The following is a 14,983-nucleotide window of genomic DNA, read 5'->3' on the forward strand; positions in this document are numbered from 1 at the left end:
CGCATGGACCATTTTCCCTATACACAGCTTGAATAAAAATCAACCACCCTTTCCCCTATCAACATTTTTCGGCGGCGCTTTTCTACATAACACAACCTCTAGTGACATATTGGGTTGTGCTTAGATATACCATTTACATTGATAACGCCTTTATAAGTGTATTCTTTAATCTGACTTGATAGTAAAAGCTGCTTCTACATGCACTAACTAGACGCACCGGAACGAATGATTAAACCCAGGTGCCGTGACTCATTTGCTTGATGGCGACATGTCGGCACCTGTAGGCTTGCTCATTGTCCAAATTGGAACTTGTTGGATTTTCTGCCAGATAATGATGCGTAAACAACTTCTCTCTTTGTCTTTGATTGTTCTTATCCTTTCACCGGTTTCTAGGGCATATGAGCTCTTATACACGGCAAAAATCGACCCTGAGAGTAAGAGGGCCTTGGTTGAGGTAGCTCTGAGCGGTGAAGACGTACCCAGTAAGCTAACCCTGAACCTGGCTTCAGGCCGTTATAAGGACCTGAAGAGCGAGCAGCCTTTGGAAGAAAAGGAAGGAAAGGCTATATGGCACACCGCCGGCAACGAGGCAAAACTCCGATATAGTTTTGTTATCAATAACCAAAGGAAAAACGGTGGTTATGATTCACGCATTACCAAAGACTGGGCAATTCTACGCAGCGATAAATTAATTCCGCCAATTTCTGCTACCAGCCGAGGACGGGCCACGGATACCCACCTGAAGTTAGAGATGCCAGAAGGTTGGTCTTCCGCTCTGCCCTACCCTCAAATCGAAGAAAATCTCTATCAAATATCCGACAAAAAGCGACGTTTTGTCAGACCAAAGGGATGGATGATTGTTGGTAAGATCGGCAGCCGCCAGGATTTGATTGCCAACACAGATACCAGAATTTCCGGCCCTAAGGGGCAAAACATCCGTCGACAGGACATTCTTGCATTTCTCAATTGGAACCTGCCAGAACTTAAAAAAATCTTCCCTCTATTTCCAGACCATTTATTGATCGTTACCGCTGATGACCCTATGTGGCGAGGGGGATTATCCGGGACGCGCTCATTATTTATGCATGCCGATCGGCCTTTGATCAGTGGAAACCGCACCAGTAGCATGATTCACGAGTTAGTACATGTTGGAACAGGTATCCATGGAGATGACCAGAGTGACTGGATTGTGGAGGGCCTTGCAGAATTTTACTCCCTTGAAATTTTAAGAAGAACTGGTGGCATCAGTGATGACCGCTACCAAGAGGCAATGGATAAACTGATTAATTGGGGAAAAAAGGCCCCCACCCTATTGGTGAAACGCTCCTCAGGGCCAGTTACAGCGCGGGCAGCGGGAGTTATGCTAGAACTCGATAAAGAGATTCGTGAAGCAAGCGACGGTAAAGCCAGTATTGATGAGGTTGCGAAAGCACTCGCGAGTACCCGTGGCGAAGTGACTTTGGAACGCTTTCGAAAGCTGTCAGAACAAGCAGCTGGTAGACCCGTAAAAGCACTGGCCTTAGAAAACCTCACCGAGAAAAATTCTAAGGACATCAAACAACAGATAAAAAAAAGCCCTGACGACGGGGGGGGAGAGCGTCAGGGCCAAGACCATTAGGAGTGAAACTTGGAGGATTTCATCCTTGCTACACTACGGGCAAATACCATCCTGGTGTGCCCTACCGGCATTGCATAACACGTTTGGGGGGAGACATGTTAGCCAGATAAAGACAGTATCGAACACCCTCAATGGATTGCCAGCAACCCTTCCAATAAATTAAGAACAAATGGAAATAGCTTCATTGGCAACCGTACTAAAAGTTATTAAGTCTATTGCCATAAGGTCATCCGTGAACTTTCCAGACTTTTTTCCTCAAGTTTTACAATTTGTTGAAAACAACGCTTGACTAATCTCTAATAGTCCATAGAATAGCGCCCACTTACGCAGCCAAGGGCACGTAAGTATAAGAAAACGCTAGGATTTTTCAGATTTATCAGATAGAATTCGCAGCGTTCTCATCCACACACGATGTGGAACAAAGGCTAGGTGGCAGAGTGGTCATGCAGCGGACTGCAACTCCGTGTACGCCGGTTCGATTCCGACCCTAGCCTCCATTTTTCCTTTTCATTGCAGAATCCTGTGAACTGCATTGAACGTGAGGATCCAGGGAAGAGCAAAAGTGCTAAACTCCCGCCTCGCAAAGGAGCTGCCCGGGTGGTGGAATTGGTAGACACAGGAGACTTAAAATCTCCCGGCTTCACGGCCGTGCCGGTTCAAGTCCGGCCCCGGGCACCACACAACCCTTCAGAATCAATAAGTTAGAACCCTTTTGGTGCATTCTTGGTGCACAACTCTAAATTTATTATTTTCTCCTGAATAAAATTCAGATTTAATTAATTTCAAGTGTAGGTTTTTACCGCATCGCCCCTCCCCCTCTGGCGAGAGCTTCAGCCTTTATTCTTAATCTGTTCTTATTCGCTCACCTCAATGTTTCTCGAAGCTATTCTTGCATCCTCCTGAGAACGTTTAGATCTTAAATCGAGGCAATCCGTCAAAACCATGTACAAATATACAAATTGCGAATGTAGCTTGTCGACAACCAAGGGAAATGGTTGAGCAGTAAGCTTTCATTACTCATGCAGCTAAAGAGTGGCGATAAGCTACTGTCTCACGATGCCCCTTCAGAAATTCCTGCCACCCCTCTGCGCTGTTTGACTCCGCATCAAGCCAAGCTTCCATGAAATCAGCATCAAGGAAAATTGGACTGCGGTCATGTCCAGCTGCTTTAACTTCAGGAGCTGGGTCATCGGTAATCAAGGTGCATGAGAAGTAGCCAACCTCTTTACCCGGAGACATCCAAAAATCCCATAGAATTGGCGCCCACATCAAGCTCCTTCCTTCTGGTATGAACTGTATTTGGATTTTCTTACCCTTACGTTCTACCCATTCGAAGAAGCTGGTGAATGGTAGGATGCCATGACGATGACCTATCAGAGGTCGCCAAGTCTTTGCCTCCAGTAATCTATCCAGGCGGGCGTTATAAAGGCTGTATTTGGTTGATAAGTCCCAAGCTGAATTTGATGGGCGGATCGAATAGCGTAAAGGGCGCAGCCAATTCTTGCCCTCATCGCACACGATACCTGGAGCGAAGTAACGAGGGTATACTCGCTGGCCAGGCCCTACCAGCCGGAATTGACTCACACGGGGCTGTCCCTTCAAGCCCAGTACATGTTTAATCTCTTCCTTACTAGAGGACTTCTCCCACTCTTGATCTAAGCGTAACTGGTCCCAAGACAAGCTATCACTCTGGAAAACAATTGGTAGTTCGGCAAGTAATTTATCGCCGGGAACAGCAAAGGAGTAGCACATGGAATCCCTCCACATAATATGAATGAGACTTGGTAAACTTTTTAATATTAACCCAAGAAAACCCTAAAAATTCTTAACCACCAACGGAACCAATATCCGGACTGACTCTTCCCTACATGAATCGAGCGCTTACCTCTCTAGATAGATGAAATATAAGCAACTCACAAGCTAGCACCTTATTTTAGGGTCTTTAAACCATCTTCTTATTCTAAACATGGGGGAATAAACTTAGAGACGCTCCTTTAATTAAGGAGTCATATTTAGACTACAAGAGGAGTATCTAGTTAAGCTCAAAAACACTTAAAGATTAAGTTCAGCTTTCTCTCTCATAACAAGAAAGTCTAGCTTATACATATCTGGTGATAACTGCGCCTGCTTTAAAATGGCATGCGGGAAATTTTTCTCGATATATTTAATCACCCTATTTCGTGATTCATCACTTACGTTTGCACCAAGTATGACCTCCTTTAACCTACCTGCCGGAAAATCAACAAGGCCCGGATCAATTTTTGGATTGGTATTGCAAAACCTAACTTCATTTTCATATGACCATTCAATCGCTTTTACATAGCACCTACGAGTTATAATGTCGTCAAATTCAGGAAGAATCTTACGATTGAAACTATAAGCATGCATCATCTTTTCAACTTCCAACATGGAAATAACTGGGTAGGACTTCCTGTATTCTACTGGGTATCCTGCACCGAAAACCGAATCATTAGGGAGAGAAATATCGAACCCTATGCATACTCCACGATGAGAATCACCATAGTGTGACCACATTAGTAGATTGTCAAAATGTGGGGTTACACAGAAAACGCCTGTCTTTTTTGCCATCCCATCCGTTGACTCGAGTACAATCCCCACATCATCTTTCAATTTTTTCCTTAGCATTTTGGTTAATGATGTTAACTGGTTCTTTTTTGCCCCAATATTGATTAAATGAGATTTGATCTCCGACTTACAAGGCTGTACATAATTAGGCCTAAACTCGAACGGATCATTAAAGAGAGATGGAGGCGAAAAGAAAACCTTTCTATCATTAAGTATCGACTCAAAAGATAGAGAACTTGTAGACAAATATTTATAAAGCATATAGGCCTTACCAAACTAAAATTACAAACCCAACACCCAAAACTAAGTGACGGCCAACTGCAACACATACCCAAGGCAGACAAAAAACAGTCCGAGCCAATACATTATTTTTACCGTGACATTGAAATTTATCACCGAAAAATATACATGCTCCAACTGAAACCCCTGCCTCATATGTAAATCAATTTTCCGTACCTTTTCTTGATTATCCTTGAGGGATATAATTTTTTTGAAATCTTCTTTGCGCTTCGCACACTGCCTCACGTAATCACCCTTCTGCTCTAAAGCCAATGGCCCTCTCAGAAACTCAAAGGATAATATAATTACTCCGAACAACTGACACCAAAGCCCTACAACATTAAAATTTCTTATAGTTCGACTTGAGTAACTAACATCAGGTTCCGTCATAACAACAAGTGCACCACACACTAGAAGAACAACAAAAATCAGAACCTCTGCGTAAATACTTTTCGGTATTATCTTTTTTTGCATTGCAATAACCCGCCAACTCCATTGACAACTTAGAATTCAATCATATTACAGGCTTATAAATTAACAACTCTCCAAAAATCCAAGCAGTGGGCACAGGAATAATACTCGAATTAAATCCAATTTTTATGGGCAAAAGAATCTCTGTATATTTGCGATTAAATTTAACTGGGAAGTAAAGCATTACAAGGATTTTGGCATGCCAGTAGAATATCTTTTTGAGTACCATCCATATCGCGGGGGTAATAACCCTAAGCATATTGGGGCGAGCGTACAATTACTTAACTTCAAAAATGGTGATCTTAAAGCTATAACCTTCTTCACTGACCATGTAGAAGCTAAACTGAAAACGACTTTACCGGCTGGCACCGGGTTCAGTATTGCAACAGTACCATCCTCAACCGCTGCCAAAGCTCACAAAGGCTTTGGATCAATGATTAGGCTTCTAAAAGGGAGGTTTCCAGAAATTAGAAACAGTGGAAACCTGCTTCAAAGAATATCTAGCATCCCCTCTCTTCATAAAGGTGGGAATCGTGCACCAAGTGTCCACCAGAAGTCCTTAGTAGCCGCCGATTCGATAGTGTCAGGTGAAAAGGTGGTATTATTAGATGATGTGACTACCACCGGAAATTCATTGCAAGTGGCTGAAAAGCTACTCCAACAAGCTGGTGCGAATGTAGTTTTAACACTAGCTCTCTGCAAAACGGTTTCATAATGGAAATAGTTGAGATTCAACGCGGCAATCCAGAGTATCCAGTCGGCCTGGAAGATGCACCCAATCCGCCGGCAACACTGTATGCCCGAGGTAATGTCAGCCTACTAAGTCGGCCAGGCGTTGCGATTGTTGGATCTCGAGACGCTTCTCCAAACGGCCTAGAGATTGCTCGAAGAATCGCGGGTTACGTCACTTCTAAGGGTAATGTTGTCATTAGCGGGCTAGCCCTGGGGATTGATGCCGCAGCCCATGAGGGCGCACTGGCAGCTGGGGGAGACACCATCGCAGTTCTTGCTCATGGCCTGCACACTGCAAACCCTCGGGCAAACTATAAGTTGGCGATGAGAATACTTGAGGCTGGTGGCCTATGGGTATCCGAGCACCCTGAAGGTGTATCTCCCCAAAGGCACTTCTTTGTAGCAAGAAACAGGATTCAAGTTGGCCTGTCTCAATCCTCTGTCATAGTAGAGTCTGCGGCATCGAGCGGGACTATGAAGCATGTAGACTTCTGCCTGCAAGCCCGCCACCGACTCTTTGCCATTGCCCCTCACAACCCTGAGAATTCTCTAGGTCTAAACTGCCAGGGCCCAATGAAGCTCATCAATGAAGGAAAGGCAACACCCCTAAGAACTAAGGCTGACTACGATCTCCTAGAGCTGTAATTGCCCTGCTTTCCTAAAAGTACTGGTAGCTGAGCTAACTCTTCCTACTAGAACTTCAGCCCGTATTTCTCCACTACCACCCTGAACATCTATGGACTGGTTCATACAGTAGCTCCAGCTCACCTGGGCGCATATCGCCCTTAATCTGGTGCGGCCGAAACCAATCATAAATTAGAGATGCCCTATTGAGACACCAACATACTGCAGCAGTAGTTTATAAAACAACCTCCAGCCCCCGTGGTTGCTAGCTTTCCGGGAAATCGCTGTCTAAGAAAACTACCTGTTTTTACTCAATTTTGCTCTATATAAATCAATGAGTTAGGAGCAAATCTTAGACATTTTTTGGCGCTTAAATAATTCATGTATATTTATACAGGCACCCTAAACTCAACCTGTTGAGGCTTTGCAAAGTATCAAAGCTCTCGGGATCTAATTGGTACAATCATCTCATGTTGTCACTTTGGGCAAATCCCCCCACCGAGTGGTATAGGCAGGCGATGTAAACGCCTGCCGCATCTTCCATTTTTTCTGGATGCCTTCGGCCCCTAGAAACAAAGTCCCGCGACCAAACTTTTTATTGATTCGGTCCATCGCTTGCATGGTCTGCCCTGCCCTAAGCGATTGCCCAGGGGTGAACAAATCACCCTGACCGAGCGCGCAGGGGATTATCTCGATTAGCCCAACCCCTGCTTTCATAAAGCGGCAGCCGGGGCGGTATAAATCGGCAATAGTTTCTCTCACCAGCCGCACAATTACCCGCGTGTCGTCGGTGGGGTATGGGGTCTGCACTACGGCGCTGCGGCTGTAGTAGTTGGGCTCATGGGGTGAGGTGTGCAGGAATAGATGGATCGACTTTACCAGCGACTTCTGCGCGCGCAGTTTCTCTGCGGCCCTGCTGGCGTAGAGGGTGGCGGCCTGTAGTATCGGCGCTAGCTCGGTGAGCTTTTCACCAAAAGAGCGGGTGCAATAGATCTGTTTCTTCGCTGGGGGCTCTTCCTCCAGGCCCAGACAGGCAATCCCGTTCAATTCTTCAATAGTGCGCTCAATATTCACATTGATACGGCGGCGCAAGATTTTTGGGTTGGCCTGTGCCAGGTCATAGGCCGTCTCTATGCCGAAATCTGCTAGGCGCTTGGTAAGGCGGCGACCTATGCCCCACACATCATTCACAGCGGTACGGCGCTGCATCCACTGCCACTTCTCCGGCGTGTCCAGCGCACAGACACCATCGCACTTGAGGATTTTCTTGGCCGCGCGGTTGGCGAGCTTGGCCAGTGTCTTACTGGGGGCGATACCCACACCAACAGGCATACGGATATTGCGCCAGAGCGTGTTACGGATCTTGCGGCCGTAGTCCTGCCAATCCTCTTGCAGCCCGTGCAGGTCCAAGAACATCTCATCAATGCTATAGACCTCCACATTGGGGCCGAACTCGCGCAGAGTAGTCATTACCCTGTGGGAAATATCGCCATACAGTGGGTAGTTGCTGGAGAAGATCGCCACCCGGTGTGCGCGCAGCAGGTGCTGAACCTTAAAGAAAGGTTCCAGGTCGCCGATGCCCAATAGCTTTGCTTCCTTGGAGCGCGCCACTACAAAGCCGTCGTTATTGGAGAGCACCACCACTGGGCGCCCGCGCAGGTCCGGCCGGAATATCTGCTCGCAGCTGGCGTAGCAGCTGTTGCAATCCACCAGTACTAGCATTCAGCGCGGCCGGTGGTAACGCACCGAAGCCTTTACCACCCCCTCCACAATCAATTCCTGCCCTTCCCAAATTGGGATCGGGGCGTAGTCATCATTGGCAGAGAGCAGCCGCCCCTGCTGCTGGTCCAGCACCTTGCAGGTGAGCTGGCCATCCAGGGCCACCACCACCACATCGCCATGGGTAGGCTTTAGCGAGCGATCGACAATCAATAAATCCTTATCGAAGATACCGAGCCCCATCATGGAATCCCCATTCGCTCGCGCCATAAAGGTCGCCGCCGGCTTGCTGATCAAGTGCTCATCCAGGCTGAGGGCCGCCTCCTTGTGGTCATCGGCGGGAGAGGGAAAGCCACAGGCAATGCCGTGGCCGTAGAGTGGGGAAAGCTTCATTCTGGAAACCCTAGATACTGTATATACATACAGTTTATTGCTAGAGGGTAGCAACCGGCAAGGGCAATGGATGACTATGAGGCCGGTACCACTCACGGCACCGGCTCTACAAAGCAATCAGGCAGGCTCTTCAACTGCAGGTCTTCCCCCTGGGATCTTTTGCTCATAAGCGCAGATAACGCCTTGAAGCACGAACCCCACCTCCTCACCAATCAGCTGCAGCAAGGCGGTGCGCGCACTCTGATTGGGACAATCCGCGACCCATTCCAGGCCGGCACATAGATTGTTGACGTGGTGAAGTTGTTGAATGTGAGCAGTCATTGGCATGGTCCACCTCCTGTAGGAACTACAAATCCTCACTAATGCCGCCGAACGAATTCAGCACTTTATTCGGGCTTTTGGCGACAAACACCGGGACACTACTAACTATTTCTCAGCTTATAAACGGATATTCTGGATTATTTCTAATTTAGCAATGCAAAATGCGGTTTTATTTCGAAAATCAAAAATTTGTTATTACAGGAGTAGCTGAAACGGCTAGATGTTTGAGGCCGGGACACTGGGCAAACGCCTGCGCAACGCACGGAAATTGAAGGGGATGACGATCACACAGTTGGCCAGGCAGCTGGGGCTGGGGCCATCTCAAGTTTCGAAAATGGAAACAGGCAAGCAGAAGATACTGGCGGAGCTACTGCCGGCCTGGTGTGAGGCGGTGGGGATTACTTTGGCCGAGGTGTACGGAGCCGAGAACCTGCACCACTTTGCACAGATTCCCTTTCCGCCACTTATAGCTCGTCTATATGCGCAGCTGCCGCAGGAGTTTCGTCGGCATATTCACCGAGTGATTGAGAGTAGTTATCAGCTTTGGAAAGGGAGGCAATAACGCCGTGCTCTGGGGCAAACCGGAGCGGAGCGTAGGTTTATCCCTAGCAGCACTTTGTTAGGGCTCTTCTGGTTCTGGAAGGAATTGGTACTCCGAAACATCAAATTCATCGATCACCTTCATAGCTCGCTCTACAACGAGTTCATGATCACTGTCAGCTCGGCCGCGCCAGTGCGTCTGGTTATTATTTCCAATACCTTCGATCAAAAGTTCGATATCAGCTTTATCGAATTTACTGATATGAGGCTTAATAAATTGAGAAAAGAGCGAATCAGCAGCGTCGAAGTTTGTCGCATTTACATACATTACTACCAGTAGTTTGTTAATGCGACTTTTTATACCAGCTGATTCAGCATGCCTCATGAGATCATGAATGTGGTTGATGTGTATTTTATGTGTCCCGCCAAAAGAACATGCGTGATTCGCTTTTATCAAATTAATGAGCATGTCTATGTGTTCAGAGATATTTTTGCTGAGAAAATATGAAACGGCTAGCAAATCTACATCCGATTTTGCTTTAGCAGAAACCACCTCCCTGGTCGCCTCACTCAGAAGATTAAACAAGTGAGGGTAATCACCCAAGAAGAACACTGCCTGCCGCAATGGCCCGCCGTCAGATATTTCACTGAAGTATGGGGAATTGTTTCTGATATATTCGGTTAATGTTTCACGATTTCGGTCAAAAAGTATTCTTACGGCTCGGGAATTAATGATTCTATTTTCATTGCACCGTTCGTCTTCAATCTTGAAGGTTACTCGCCATAAGGACTTAAATATTTGAGCTGAAACTTCTTCATTTAAATTCTTAAAATATTTGGACTCTAGATACCTTTTGAGTTGGCTATTTTCTGCGAACAGATCTTTTACTTTCTCCAGATCTTCGGCTAGCTCGGTAAAAACCTGCTTAGTTAGAATCGGGGGTTTAGTTAATACAGAGTCCAGTGCAACTCTTATATCTGAAAGAACCATCTCTCTATTGGGTCGAAACAAAATGTCGGCTTTACTAATCACTGGATGAGCTGACAAATGCCTGTGCCGATGCAATGCTTGCAAAGAATCAAGCTCATGCGCTTCTAACAAACTTGTTCGTGAAAATATCTCTTTTAAGAGATTCTCTTCCCATTTAGGGTTTGCAGGATTTTTCTCTTGAAACTCTGACATCTCATTAAGGATCGACTCTGCTTTTTCATCACCATGAATATCTTTTAAATATTGCAGCTTATAGACAAGGTCACAAATAACTACGGTCCACAGCATTACAAGTGCAGACCTGTGGTTTCCATTAAAATAGTTATTCATCACCTCACGAAAATACTCTTTCGTCCGGTGATCATGAATATTATTAGCCGCTTGCTCAACCGAAAATTCGTACATCTCAATCCTTATAGTCCTGCTTCATTCTTGACTGGCGCCCTAACGCCTCACTCAACAGACGCGCCAGCGTTCCGTTGCAGTGACTTGTTAAATTTGAATTCTGCGTTAATCACAGGGGAATTTCCTTTGAAGTGCTCTTAGTAGGGCAAATCCTGGCGGCATTTCTACTCTACTACCATTCAATTTTTCTCGAAAAGCATACTCGTCGTCTATAAGATTTAAGTAGTTTTGAGTATTAAGCTTAATAGCCAGGCAGAATAGCTTTTTCTCGCCTCTGCCCTCTAGCGCTGCGTTGGACCAAAGTAAGCCCTCCATCACCGAATTGAGGTATATATCAGTACTAGTACTATCTGATTTGATATGGTTTTCAAAAGTGTTTCTGTCAATAAAGGAAGCTGAAGAGGTAGCTGGAACCAACAATAACAAAGTCAGGTAAATGAATATCGGTTTCAAAGATATGCGTCTCATAAATTTCCCGCACTTAAATCTAACGCCGCCAACACGGGCCGCAGTGGAGGCGCGAAGCGCCTGAACGGAGGTCCGAGCCCTGAAAAGCAGGGCTGTAGTGCTTGGCCTTATTAAAGCTTGATGCACTCACCAATTCCTACCCTTGGTGCGGCTGCAGTATTGCCTGCCAGAAATTGAACACCTAAATCGGCTGAGATAAATGTTCCTTTGTTTTTTGACTTCCTGGCAAACTTGAAATGGTAGTCATTTTTGTTTCCACAATGTGCCATGCCTATTTCAGGAAACCAATATTGACAGCGGAATATGAGTGTCCCCTCATTCGTTTCGTACACTCCATATTCTTCACCTCCTTTCTTATCTTCTTTTTCTAATGGCTTTAAAAGAAATTGATTTCCTTTAAATATACCTTGCTCCCATTTTTCTGTCTTGCCGCTGTAAAAATATCCAGTTTCATTTTCTGAAGTACATAGATAAGTTTCTGCCATGCATGGTAGGGACACAAGTAGCAATAACAATTTCAGAGTACGCATAGATTTTCTCTTTAACGCTGCCCACAAAGGCGGGCGCTTTTCAGCGTATCCTTTTGCTGGGCCTGGTTATGTGCTTGGCTTTCCATTGGAACTACCCATTTTCAGTTTATAGCATTGACGCTAAAGATCTTTGCATCGGTCTGGCGTTATCTATTTTGATTCCGGGTTTGATACTTTCTTCTTTTTTCCAAATATTCCTGCCCAGAATAGGCCCTCGAAAGTTATCCCGAGAATGACAAAGAGTATGCCTCCTACGGGAACACCGAAGACATAGCAAGCTATTGCTGCAAAGAAGCAAGCGACAATGAGTACTACCCTAAATACCACGTTCATTGAATATTTCTCTTTCTAATTTTTTAGGAACACATAACGCCGTGCGCAGCGGCGGCTTACTTTGTGCATTTTTTGCACGAAAATAGGAGCGTAGCAACTGGGCAAAAAATGCACAAAATAAGACGTCGGTCTGCCGCACCTTGTTAAGACGACAAGGACCCTGGCCCCGGCTTCAGTACCCGTTATACTTTGCCACAAGAAACTAGGCATCTGGCGCTTCATCATAAATAGTAATTATCGTTGCTTCAGAAGCAATACTACACTTTGGAGAGTCGTGGTTTTCAGTTTTTATAATTTTAGTAATACGGAGATTTATGTCTCTCGGCGGTGAGGATAGCCCAAAAGTATAGATCCCATTATTCGTGACTTCTGCTATTAGCTCGACATATAGAAGCTTCCTAAAACCTGACTTCTCTTTTTGGTACATAGAGTAAATATCGAGATCGCTACTGTCATCTAAGCCGTATACATCACCTCCACAGTGATAAAACCCGACCCACTCTTCATCGTAAACTAAATAGCCGTTGAAACTACTCTGATCTGTTGCCTTTGCAATTACAGACCAACTAAGCATCAGCATAAAGAGGAAGACTTTATTCATTATTTGCCTTAACGCCGCCATAACCGGCCGGAGCACGCAGTGCGGAGGTCCAGCCAGTTCTGCTGGCGATGGTTGATGGCTTTGTTAGGCATTTTTACGTTTGACCTTTTTCATGAGTTTCTCAGGATCGCCGCTCCCAGTATCGTCCGTTGTTGCTTCAAAGTACTCAATAAATTTGTAGCCCCGTTCAACGATCTCTGCCTCACCTAGTGCTTTGGCCGCGAACACGACTGAAATAAGACCGCGATATGTGTAGTCCCAGTAGTTATACGCAAATTCTGCTTGACGAGGTGTGCCAGCCATACCTGACAGAAAGTAATGTAATGGATCACCACCGATCATGTCGCATATATGGCAAGAGGCCCCGTGGACATAGCCACTATATATCTGACTAATGGTTCGCGACACCTCTCGCTGATCGTGAGGGTTAAGGCCACTTTGGCCAGAATTAGCTATGACAGCCCAAATTTTCTTCCTTGGGATTGTATCCCTCTTTTGTGTAGAGAGAATTGCATTCCCTGGGTTATCAAACTCCTCCTGAAAAAACTGTTCAAGGTACTTTTTGTGTGTTTCCGTTATTTCAATACCACCTACAATAGGTAAGGCAAGAAACACTATATCTTCTTGGAATTCGTCCAGTGTTCGAAAGATAGCTCCAAGCTCTTGCGTATAACCAGATTCAAGCAACAATAACGACGCATTTAAACCACTAATATATCGGGCAAGTTTTTGAACAATTGCTAGCTCAAGACAATGGTACTTTTCATCATATCGAAGAACCCAGCCCTTCCCTTGCTTTATAGCCGAAGGAGGTGGCACTGGCGCTTCCAGCGTATGAAAACACTCTTCTAGAAAAGAATTTGTTTCGTGATAGATCTTCATGACCATGACTAGTGCCTAACGCCCGCAGTTGCGGCTGGTTTGGAGCGCAGCGGAAAACCAGTCAGGCAACCTGCGCTTGTTATGTTTTGGTCGCACTTACAAGCTCCTCAAATCTATTCCCGAATTGCTCCCCATATCTTTCATCGACCTTTTTGATACTTTCGATTGCTTTATTTATATCGAAATCTTCAGGGCGATCCTCAATTATTGCCAAGGCTTCATTATGTAATGCATAAGCTAAATGCGCAGATACACTCTCACAGAGCATATTTTCATCAGTGCTACCAAGATGATCACTAAGCAGCAAGCGCATCTCATAAACAGCCTGAGCAAGAATCTTTATTTGGGCATCCTTTTGATCCATGTTTCAGCCACTCAGAAAACATAACGCCATGGTTTGGGGCGGCGGAGCGATAGCGTAGCCGTCCCGCACCGCGTTTTATGTGGTGCGCACAACACCACCTTGTTATGTGTTTTTAGCATGCTTGAAATTTATATACTCCCCTAAAGGCACCGATTCTAAATATTGTTTCACCAGGGACTTTAATGCCGGCAAATGCTCCGAGTAGTCAACACACCCATTGCTAGAAAACTCTAACCACTCTCCTTCTAAGGTGACGCCCATATCGATAACGCCATCCCGGTAAGGCTGTGGAATTTTGCTCAAAAAGCTTGGGTCATTTGAGCTAACAAGGCCAAGAGCGAACTCTCTATCCATAACCACTTGTGGCAAAGAATATTTCTTATCTGCATCAAGCAACTTATTAATTTCTTCGTCATTCATACTTAGGACACATAACAGTTTATTAAAGAGCCAGTGGCTCACTATCCATTTGGCTACTATTTCTGGGATGGAGCCTTCAAGCTCCACAAAAAAGTCCTTATTTACAGCAGGTTATAAACCACTGTCTAAATAGTAACCAGGAATAGTGAGCCACTGGCTCAAGACGCCTGGTTCAACTTCCCGCTCTTGAACACATTTTACCCATAATTAAATCAATAAGTTAGGGGGACCTTTCTGTAGATGTAAGCCATGGCTCTATAATTCGGGCCTTCGCACCGGCGACACGCTCTCTCCACTACTGAAAACCGAAGCCAGTATCACCCGCTAGGAATCGCCATAGCCGCAATAGAACTATGTACGGCTAGGCGGTTCGCCACTTCAACAATACAGTCGGCTACAAGATCGGCAGCATGGTCGGCAACATTGATGGCCTGCCCGGCATCAGTCTGCAGGGTTTTGGTCGTTACATACACGCTAGTCATTTCGTCCCCAGCGCCGTCAATCTGCACTTTATTCTGGTCATCAATAACCGCAATGGTGCATTTTAAAACCGCGGCGGCTTTGGCCTCAGTGGAGGCCGGTTCGGTAGTTTGCGTTACCGTTGCGCGCACAATAGTGCCGGCGCTGTGGCCGTCGTCGATGGTGAAGGGGAACTGCCAGGCTTCAAGACCTGGCACGGTTTTCGGGGAAAAGCTGGGCATGGTGC

18 protein-coding genes and 2 tRNA genes are annotated in these 14,983 nt (G+C 45.8%); 6 read left to right on the forward strand and 14 right to left on the reverse strand.

What is annotated here, in order from left to right:
* Window positions 1-445 precede the first annotated feature (445 nt).
* The 3 genes from ACJJI0_RS05275 (at window position 446) to ACJJI0_RS05285 (ending at window position 2,296) form a co-directional block, all read left to right on the forward strand.
* Window positions 446-1,618: a hypothetical protein gene (locus ACJJI0_RS05275; RefSeq protein ID WP_444884985.1), complete on the forward strand. Its 1,173-nt coding sequence runs from the start codon at window positions 446-448 to the stop codon at window positions 1,616-1,618.
* A gap of 423 nt (window positions 1,619-2,041) precedes the next feature.
* A tRNA-Cys gene (locus ACJJI0_RS05280) sits at window positions 2,042-2,115 on the forward strand.
* Window positions 2,116-2,209: 94 nt separating this feature from the next.
* Window positions 2,210-2,296: transfer RNA gene (locus ACJJI0_RS05285), tRNA-Leu, on the forward strand.
* 339 nt (window positions 2,297-2,635) lie between these two features.
* Here the strand turns inward: ACJJI0_RS05285 and ACJJI0_RS05290 are convergent.
* From ACJJI0_RS05290 to ACJJI0_RS05300, 3 genes are all read right to left on the reverse strand, one after another.
* Window positions 2,636-3,370: an SOS response-associated peptidase family protein gene (locus ACJJI0_RS05290; RefSeq protein WP_444884986.1), complete on the reverse strand. Its 735-nt coding sequence runs from the start codon at window positions 3,368-3,370 to the stop codon at window positions 2,636-2,638.
* A gap of 300 nt (window positions 3,371-3,670) precedes the next feature.
* Entirely contained in the window at window positions 3,671-4,249 is a 579-nt protein-coding gene (locus ACJJI0_RS05295) for a DUF2971 domain-containing protein (RefSeq protein WP_444884987.1), read from the reverse strand.
* A gap of 258 nt (window positions 4,250-4,507) precedes the next feature.
* The gene (locus ACJJI0_RS05300; protein ID WP_444884988.1) at window positions 4,508-4,957 is read right to left on the reverse strand and encodes a hypothetical protein; all 450 of its coding nucleotides are present in this window, start codon (window positions 4,955-4,957) and stop codon (window positions 4,508-4,510) included.
* A gap of 196 nt (window positions 4,958-5,153) precedes the next feature.
* Here ACJJI0_RS05300 and ACJJI0_RS05305 point away from each other — a divergent pair, with 196 nt between their 5' ends.
* Together ACJJI0_RS05305 and ACJJI0_RS05310 are read left to right on the forward strand one after the other, a co-directional pair.
* Window positions 5,154-5,669, forward strand: coding sequence for a ComF family protein (locus ACJJI0_RS05305; RefSeq protein ID WP_444884989.1), 516 nt, complete (start codon window positions 5,154-5,156; stop codon window positions 5,667-5,669).
* Complete coding sequence (locus ACJJI0_RS05310; protein ID WP_444884990.1) at window positions 5,669-6,331, forward strand: DNA-processing protein DprA; 663 nt, start codon at window positions 5,669-5,671, stop codon at window positions 6,329-6,331. Before ACJJI0_RS05305 ends, ACJJI0_RS05310 begins: the two co-directional genes overlap by 1 nt.
* A 447-nt stretch (window positions 6,332-6,778) precedes the next feature.
* Here the strand turns inward: ACJJI0_RS05310 and ACJJI0_RS05315 are convergent, their stop codons facing one another.
* From ACJJI0_RS05315 to ACJJI0_RS05325, 3 genes are all read right to left on the reverse strand, one after another.
* The gene (locus ACJJI0_RS05315; protein WP_444884991.1) at window positions 6,779-8,032 is read right to left on the reverse strand and encodes a Y-family DNA polymerase; all 1,254 of its coding nucleotides are present in this window, start codon (window positions 8,030-8,032) and stop codon (window positions 6,779-6,781) included.
* On the reverse strand, window positions 8,033-8,422 hold the full coding sequence (locus tag ACJJI0_RS05320; protein WP_152451359.1) for a LexA family protein: 390 nt from the start codon (window positions 8,420-8,422) through the stop codon (window positions 8,033-8,035).
* A gap of 117 nt (window positions 8,423-8,539) precedes the next feature.
* A complete protein-coding gene (locus ACJJI0_RS05325) occupies window positions 8,540-8,749 on the reverse strand; it encodes a hypothetical protein (protein ID WP_444884992.1) in 210 nt (69 codons plus the stop codon).
* Between the two features lie 214 nt (window positions 8,750-8,963).
* On the opposite strand from ACJJI0_RS05325, the gene ACJJI0_RS05330 reads away from it, so the two are divergent.
* Window positions 8,964-9,305: a helix-turn-helix domain-containing protein gene (locus tag ACJJI0_RS05330; protein WP_444884993.1), complete on the forward strand. Its 342-nt coding sequence runs from the start codon at window positions 8,964-8,966 to the stop codon at window positions 9,303-9,305.
* 57 nt (window positions 9,306-9,362) lie between these two features.
* Here the strand turns inward: ACJJI0_RS05330 and ACJJI0_RS05335 are convergent, their stop codons facing one another.
* From ACJJI0_RS05335 to ACJJI0_RS05370, 8 genes are all read right to left on the reverse strand, one after another.
* The gene (locus ACJJI0_RS05335) at window positions 9,363-10,679 is read right to left on the reverse strand and encodes a hypothetical protein (protein ID WP_444884994.1); all 1,317 of its coding nucleotides are present in this window, start codon (window positions 10,677-10,679) and stop codon (window positions 9,363-9,365) included.
* Between the two features lie 578 nt (window positions 10,680-11,257).
* Window positions 11,258-11,677 carry a hypothetical protein gene (locus ACJJI0_RS05340; protein WP_444884995.1) on the reverse strand — a complete coding sequence of 140 codons (420 nt, stop codon included), beginning with the start codon at window positions 11,675-11,677 and terminating at the stop codon, window positions 11,258-11,260.
* Window positions 11,678-11,827: 150 nt separating this feature from the next.
* On the reverse strand, window positions 11,828-12,010 hold the full coding sequence (locus ACJJI0_RS05345; protein ID WP_444884996.1) for a hypothetical protein: 183 nt from the start codon (window positions 12,008-12,010) through the stop codon (window positions 11,828-11,830).
* Window positions 12,011-12,212: 202 nt separating this feature from the next.
* On the reverse strand, window positions 12,213-12,611 hold the full coding sequence (locus ACJJI0_RS05350; protein ID WP_444884997.1) for a hypothetical protein: 399 nt from the start codon (window positions 12,609-12,611) through the stop codon (window positions 12,213-12,215).
* Window positions 12,612-12,695: 84 nt separating this feature from the next.
* Complete coding sequence (locus tag ACJJI0_RS05355; protein ID WP_444884998.1) at window positions 12,696-13,493, reverse strand: hypothetical protein; 798 nt, start codon at window positions 13,491-13,493, stop codon at window positions 12,696-12,698.
* Window positions 13,494-13,572: 79 nt separating this feature from the next.
* Window positions 13,573-13,857, reverse strand: coding sequence for a hypothetical protein (locus ACJJI0_RS05360; RefSeq protein ID WP_444884999.1), 285 nt, complete (start codon window positions 13,855-13,857; stop codon window positions 13,573-13,575).
* 102 nt (window positions 13,858-13,959) lie between these two features.
* Window positions 13,960-14,364 (reverse strand): hypothetical protein, encoded by a 405-nt coding sequence (locus ACJJI0_RS05365; RefSeq protein ID WP_444885000.1) that lies wholly within the window; start codon window positions 14,362-14,364, stop codon window positions 13,960-13,962.
* 230 nt (window positions 14,365-14,594) lie between these two features.
* Window positions 14,595-14,978, reverse strand: coding sequence for a hypothetical protein (locus ACJJI0_RS05370; RefSeq protein WP_444885001.1), 384 nt, complete (start codon window positions 14,976-14,978; stop codon window positions 14,595-14,597).
* Window positions 14,979-14,983 lie beyond the last annotated feature (5 nt).

Source organism: Microbulbifer mixtoriginis (SeqCode), from assembly GCF_052466695.1.

Coding starts and splice junctions, on each gene's coding strand:
- ACJJI0_RS05290 (WP_444884986.1), bottom strand. CDS start 3,370: ATGTGCTACTCCTTTGCTGTTCCCGGCGATAAATTACTTGCCGAACTA.
- ACJJI0_RS05300 (WP_444884988.1), bottom strand. CDS start 4,957: ATGCAAAAAAAGATAATACCGAAAAGTATTTACGCAGAGGTTCTGATT.
- ACJJI0_RS05305 (WP_444884989.1), top strand. CDS start 5,154: ATGCCAGTAGAATATCTTTTTGAGTACCATCCATATCGCGGGGGTAAT.
- ACJJI0_RS05310 (WP_444884990.1), top strand. CDS start 5,669: ATGGAAATAGTTGAGATTCAACGCGGCAATCCAGAGTATCCAGTCGGC.
- ACJJI0_RS05315 (WP_444884991.1), bottom strand. CDS start 8,032: ATGCTAGTACTGGTGGATTGCAACAGCTGCTACGCCAGCTGCGAGCAG.
- ACJJI0_RS05320 (WP_152451359.1), bottom strand. CDS start 8,422: ATGAAGCTTTCCCCACTCTACGGCCACGGCATTGCCTGTGGCTTTCCC.
- ACJJI0_RS05325 (WP_444884992.1), bottom strand. CDS start 8,749: ATGCCAATGACTGCTCACATTCAACAACTTCACCACGTCAACAATCTA.
- ACJJI0_RS05330 (WP_444884993.1), top strand. CDS start 8,964: ATGTTTGAGGCCGGGACACTGGGCAAACGCCTGCGCAACGCACGGAAA.
- ACJJI0_RS05335 (WP_444884994.1), bottom strand. CDS start 10,679: ATGTACGAATTTTCGGTTGAGCAAGCGGCTAATAATATTCATGATCAC.
- ACJJI0_RS05340 (WP_444884995.1), bottom strand. CDS start 11,677: ATGCGTACTCTGAAATTGTTATTGCTACTTGTGTCCCTACCATGCATG.
- ACJJI0_RS05345 (WP_444884996.1), bottom strand. CDS start 12,010: ATGAACGTGGTATTTAGGGTAGTACTCATTGTCGCTTGCTTCTTTGCA.
- ACJJI0_RS05350 (WP_444884997.1), bottom strand. CDS start 12,611: ATGAATAAAGTCTTCCTCTTTATGCTGATGCTTAGTTGGTCTGTAATT.
- ACJJI0_RS05355 (WP_444884998.1), bottom strand. CDS start 13,493: ATGAAGATCTATCACGAAACAAATTCTTTTCTAGAAGAGTGTTTTCAT.
- ACJJI0_RS05360 (WP_444884999.1), bottom strand. CDS start 13,857: ATGGATCAAAAGGATGCCCAAATAAAGATTCTTGCTCAGGCTGTTTAT.
- ACJJI0_RS05370 (WP_444885001.1), bottom strand. CDS start 14,978: ATGCCCAGCTTTTCCCCGAAAACCGTGCCAGGTCTTGAAGCCTGGCAG.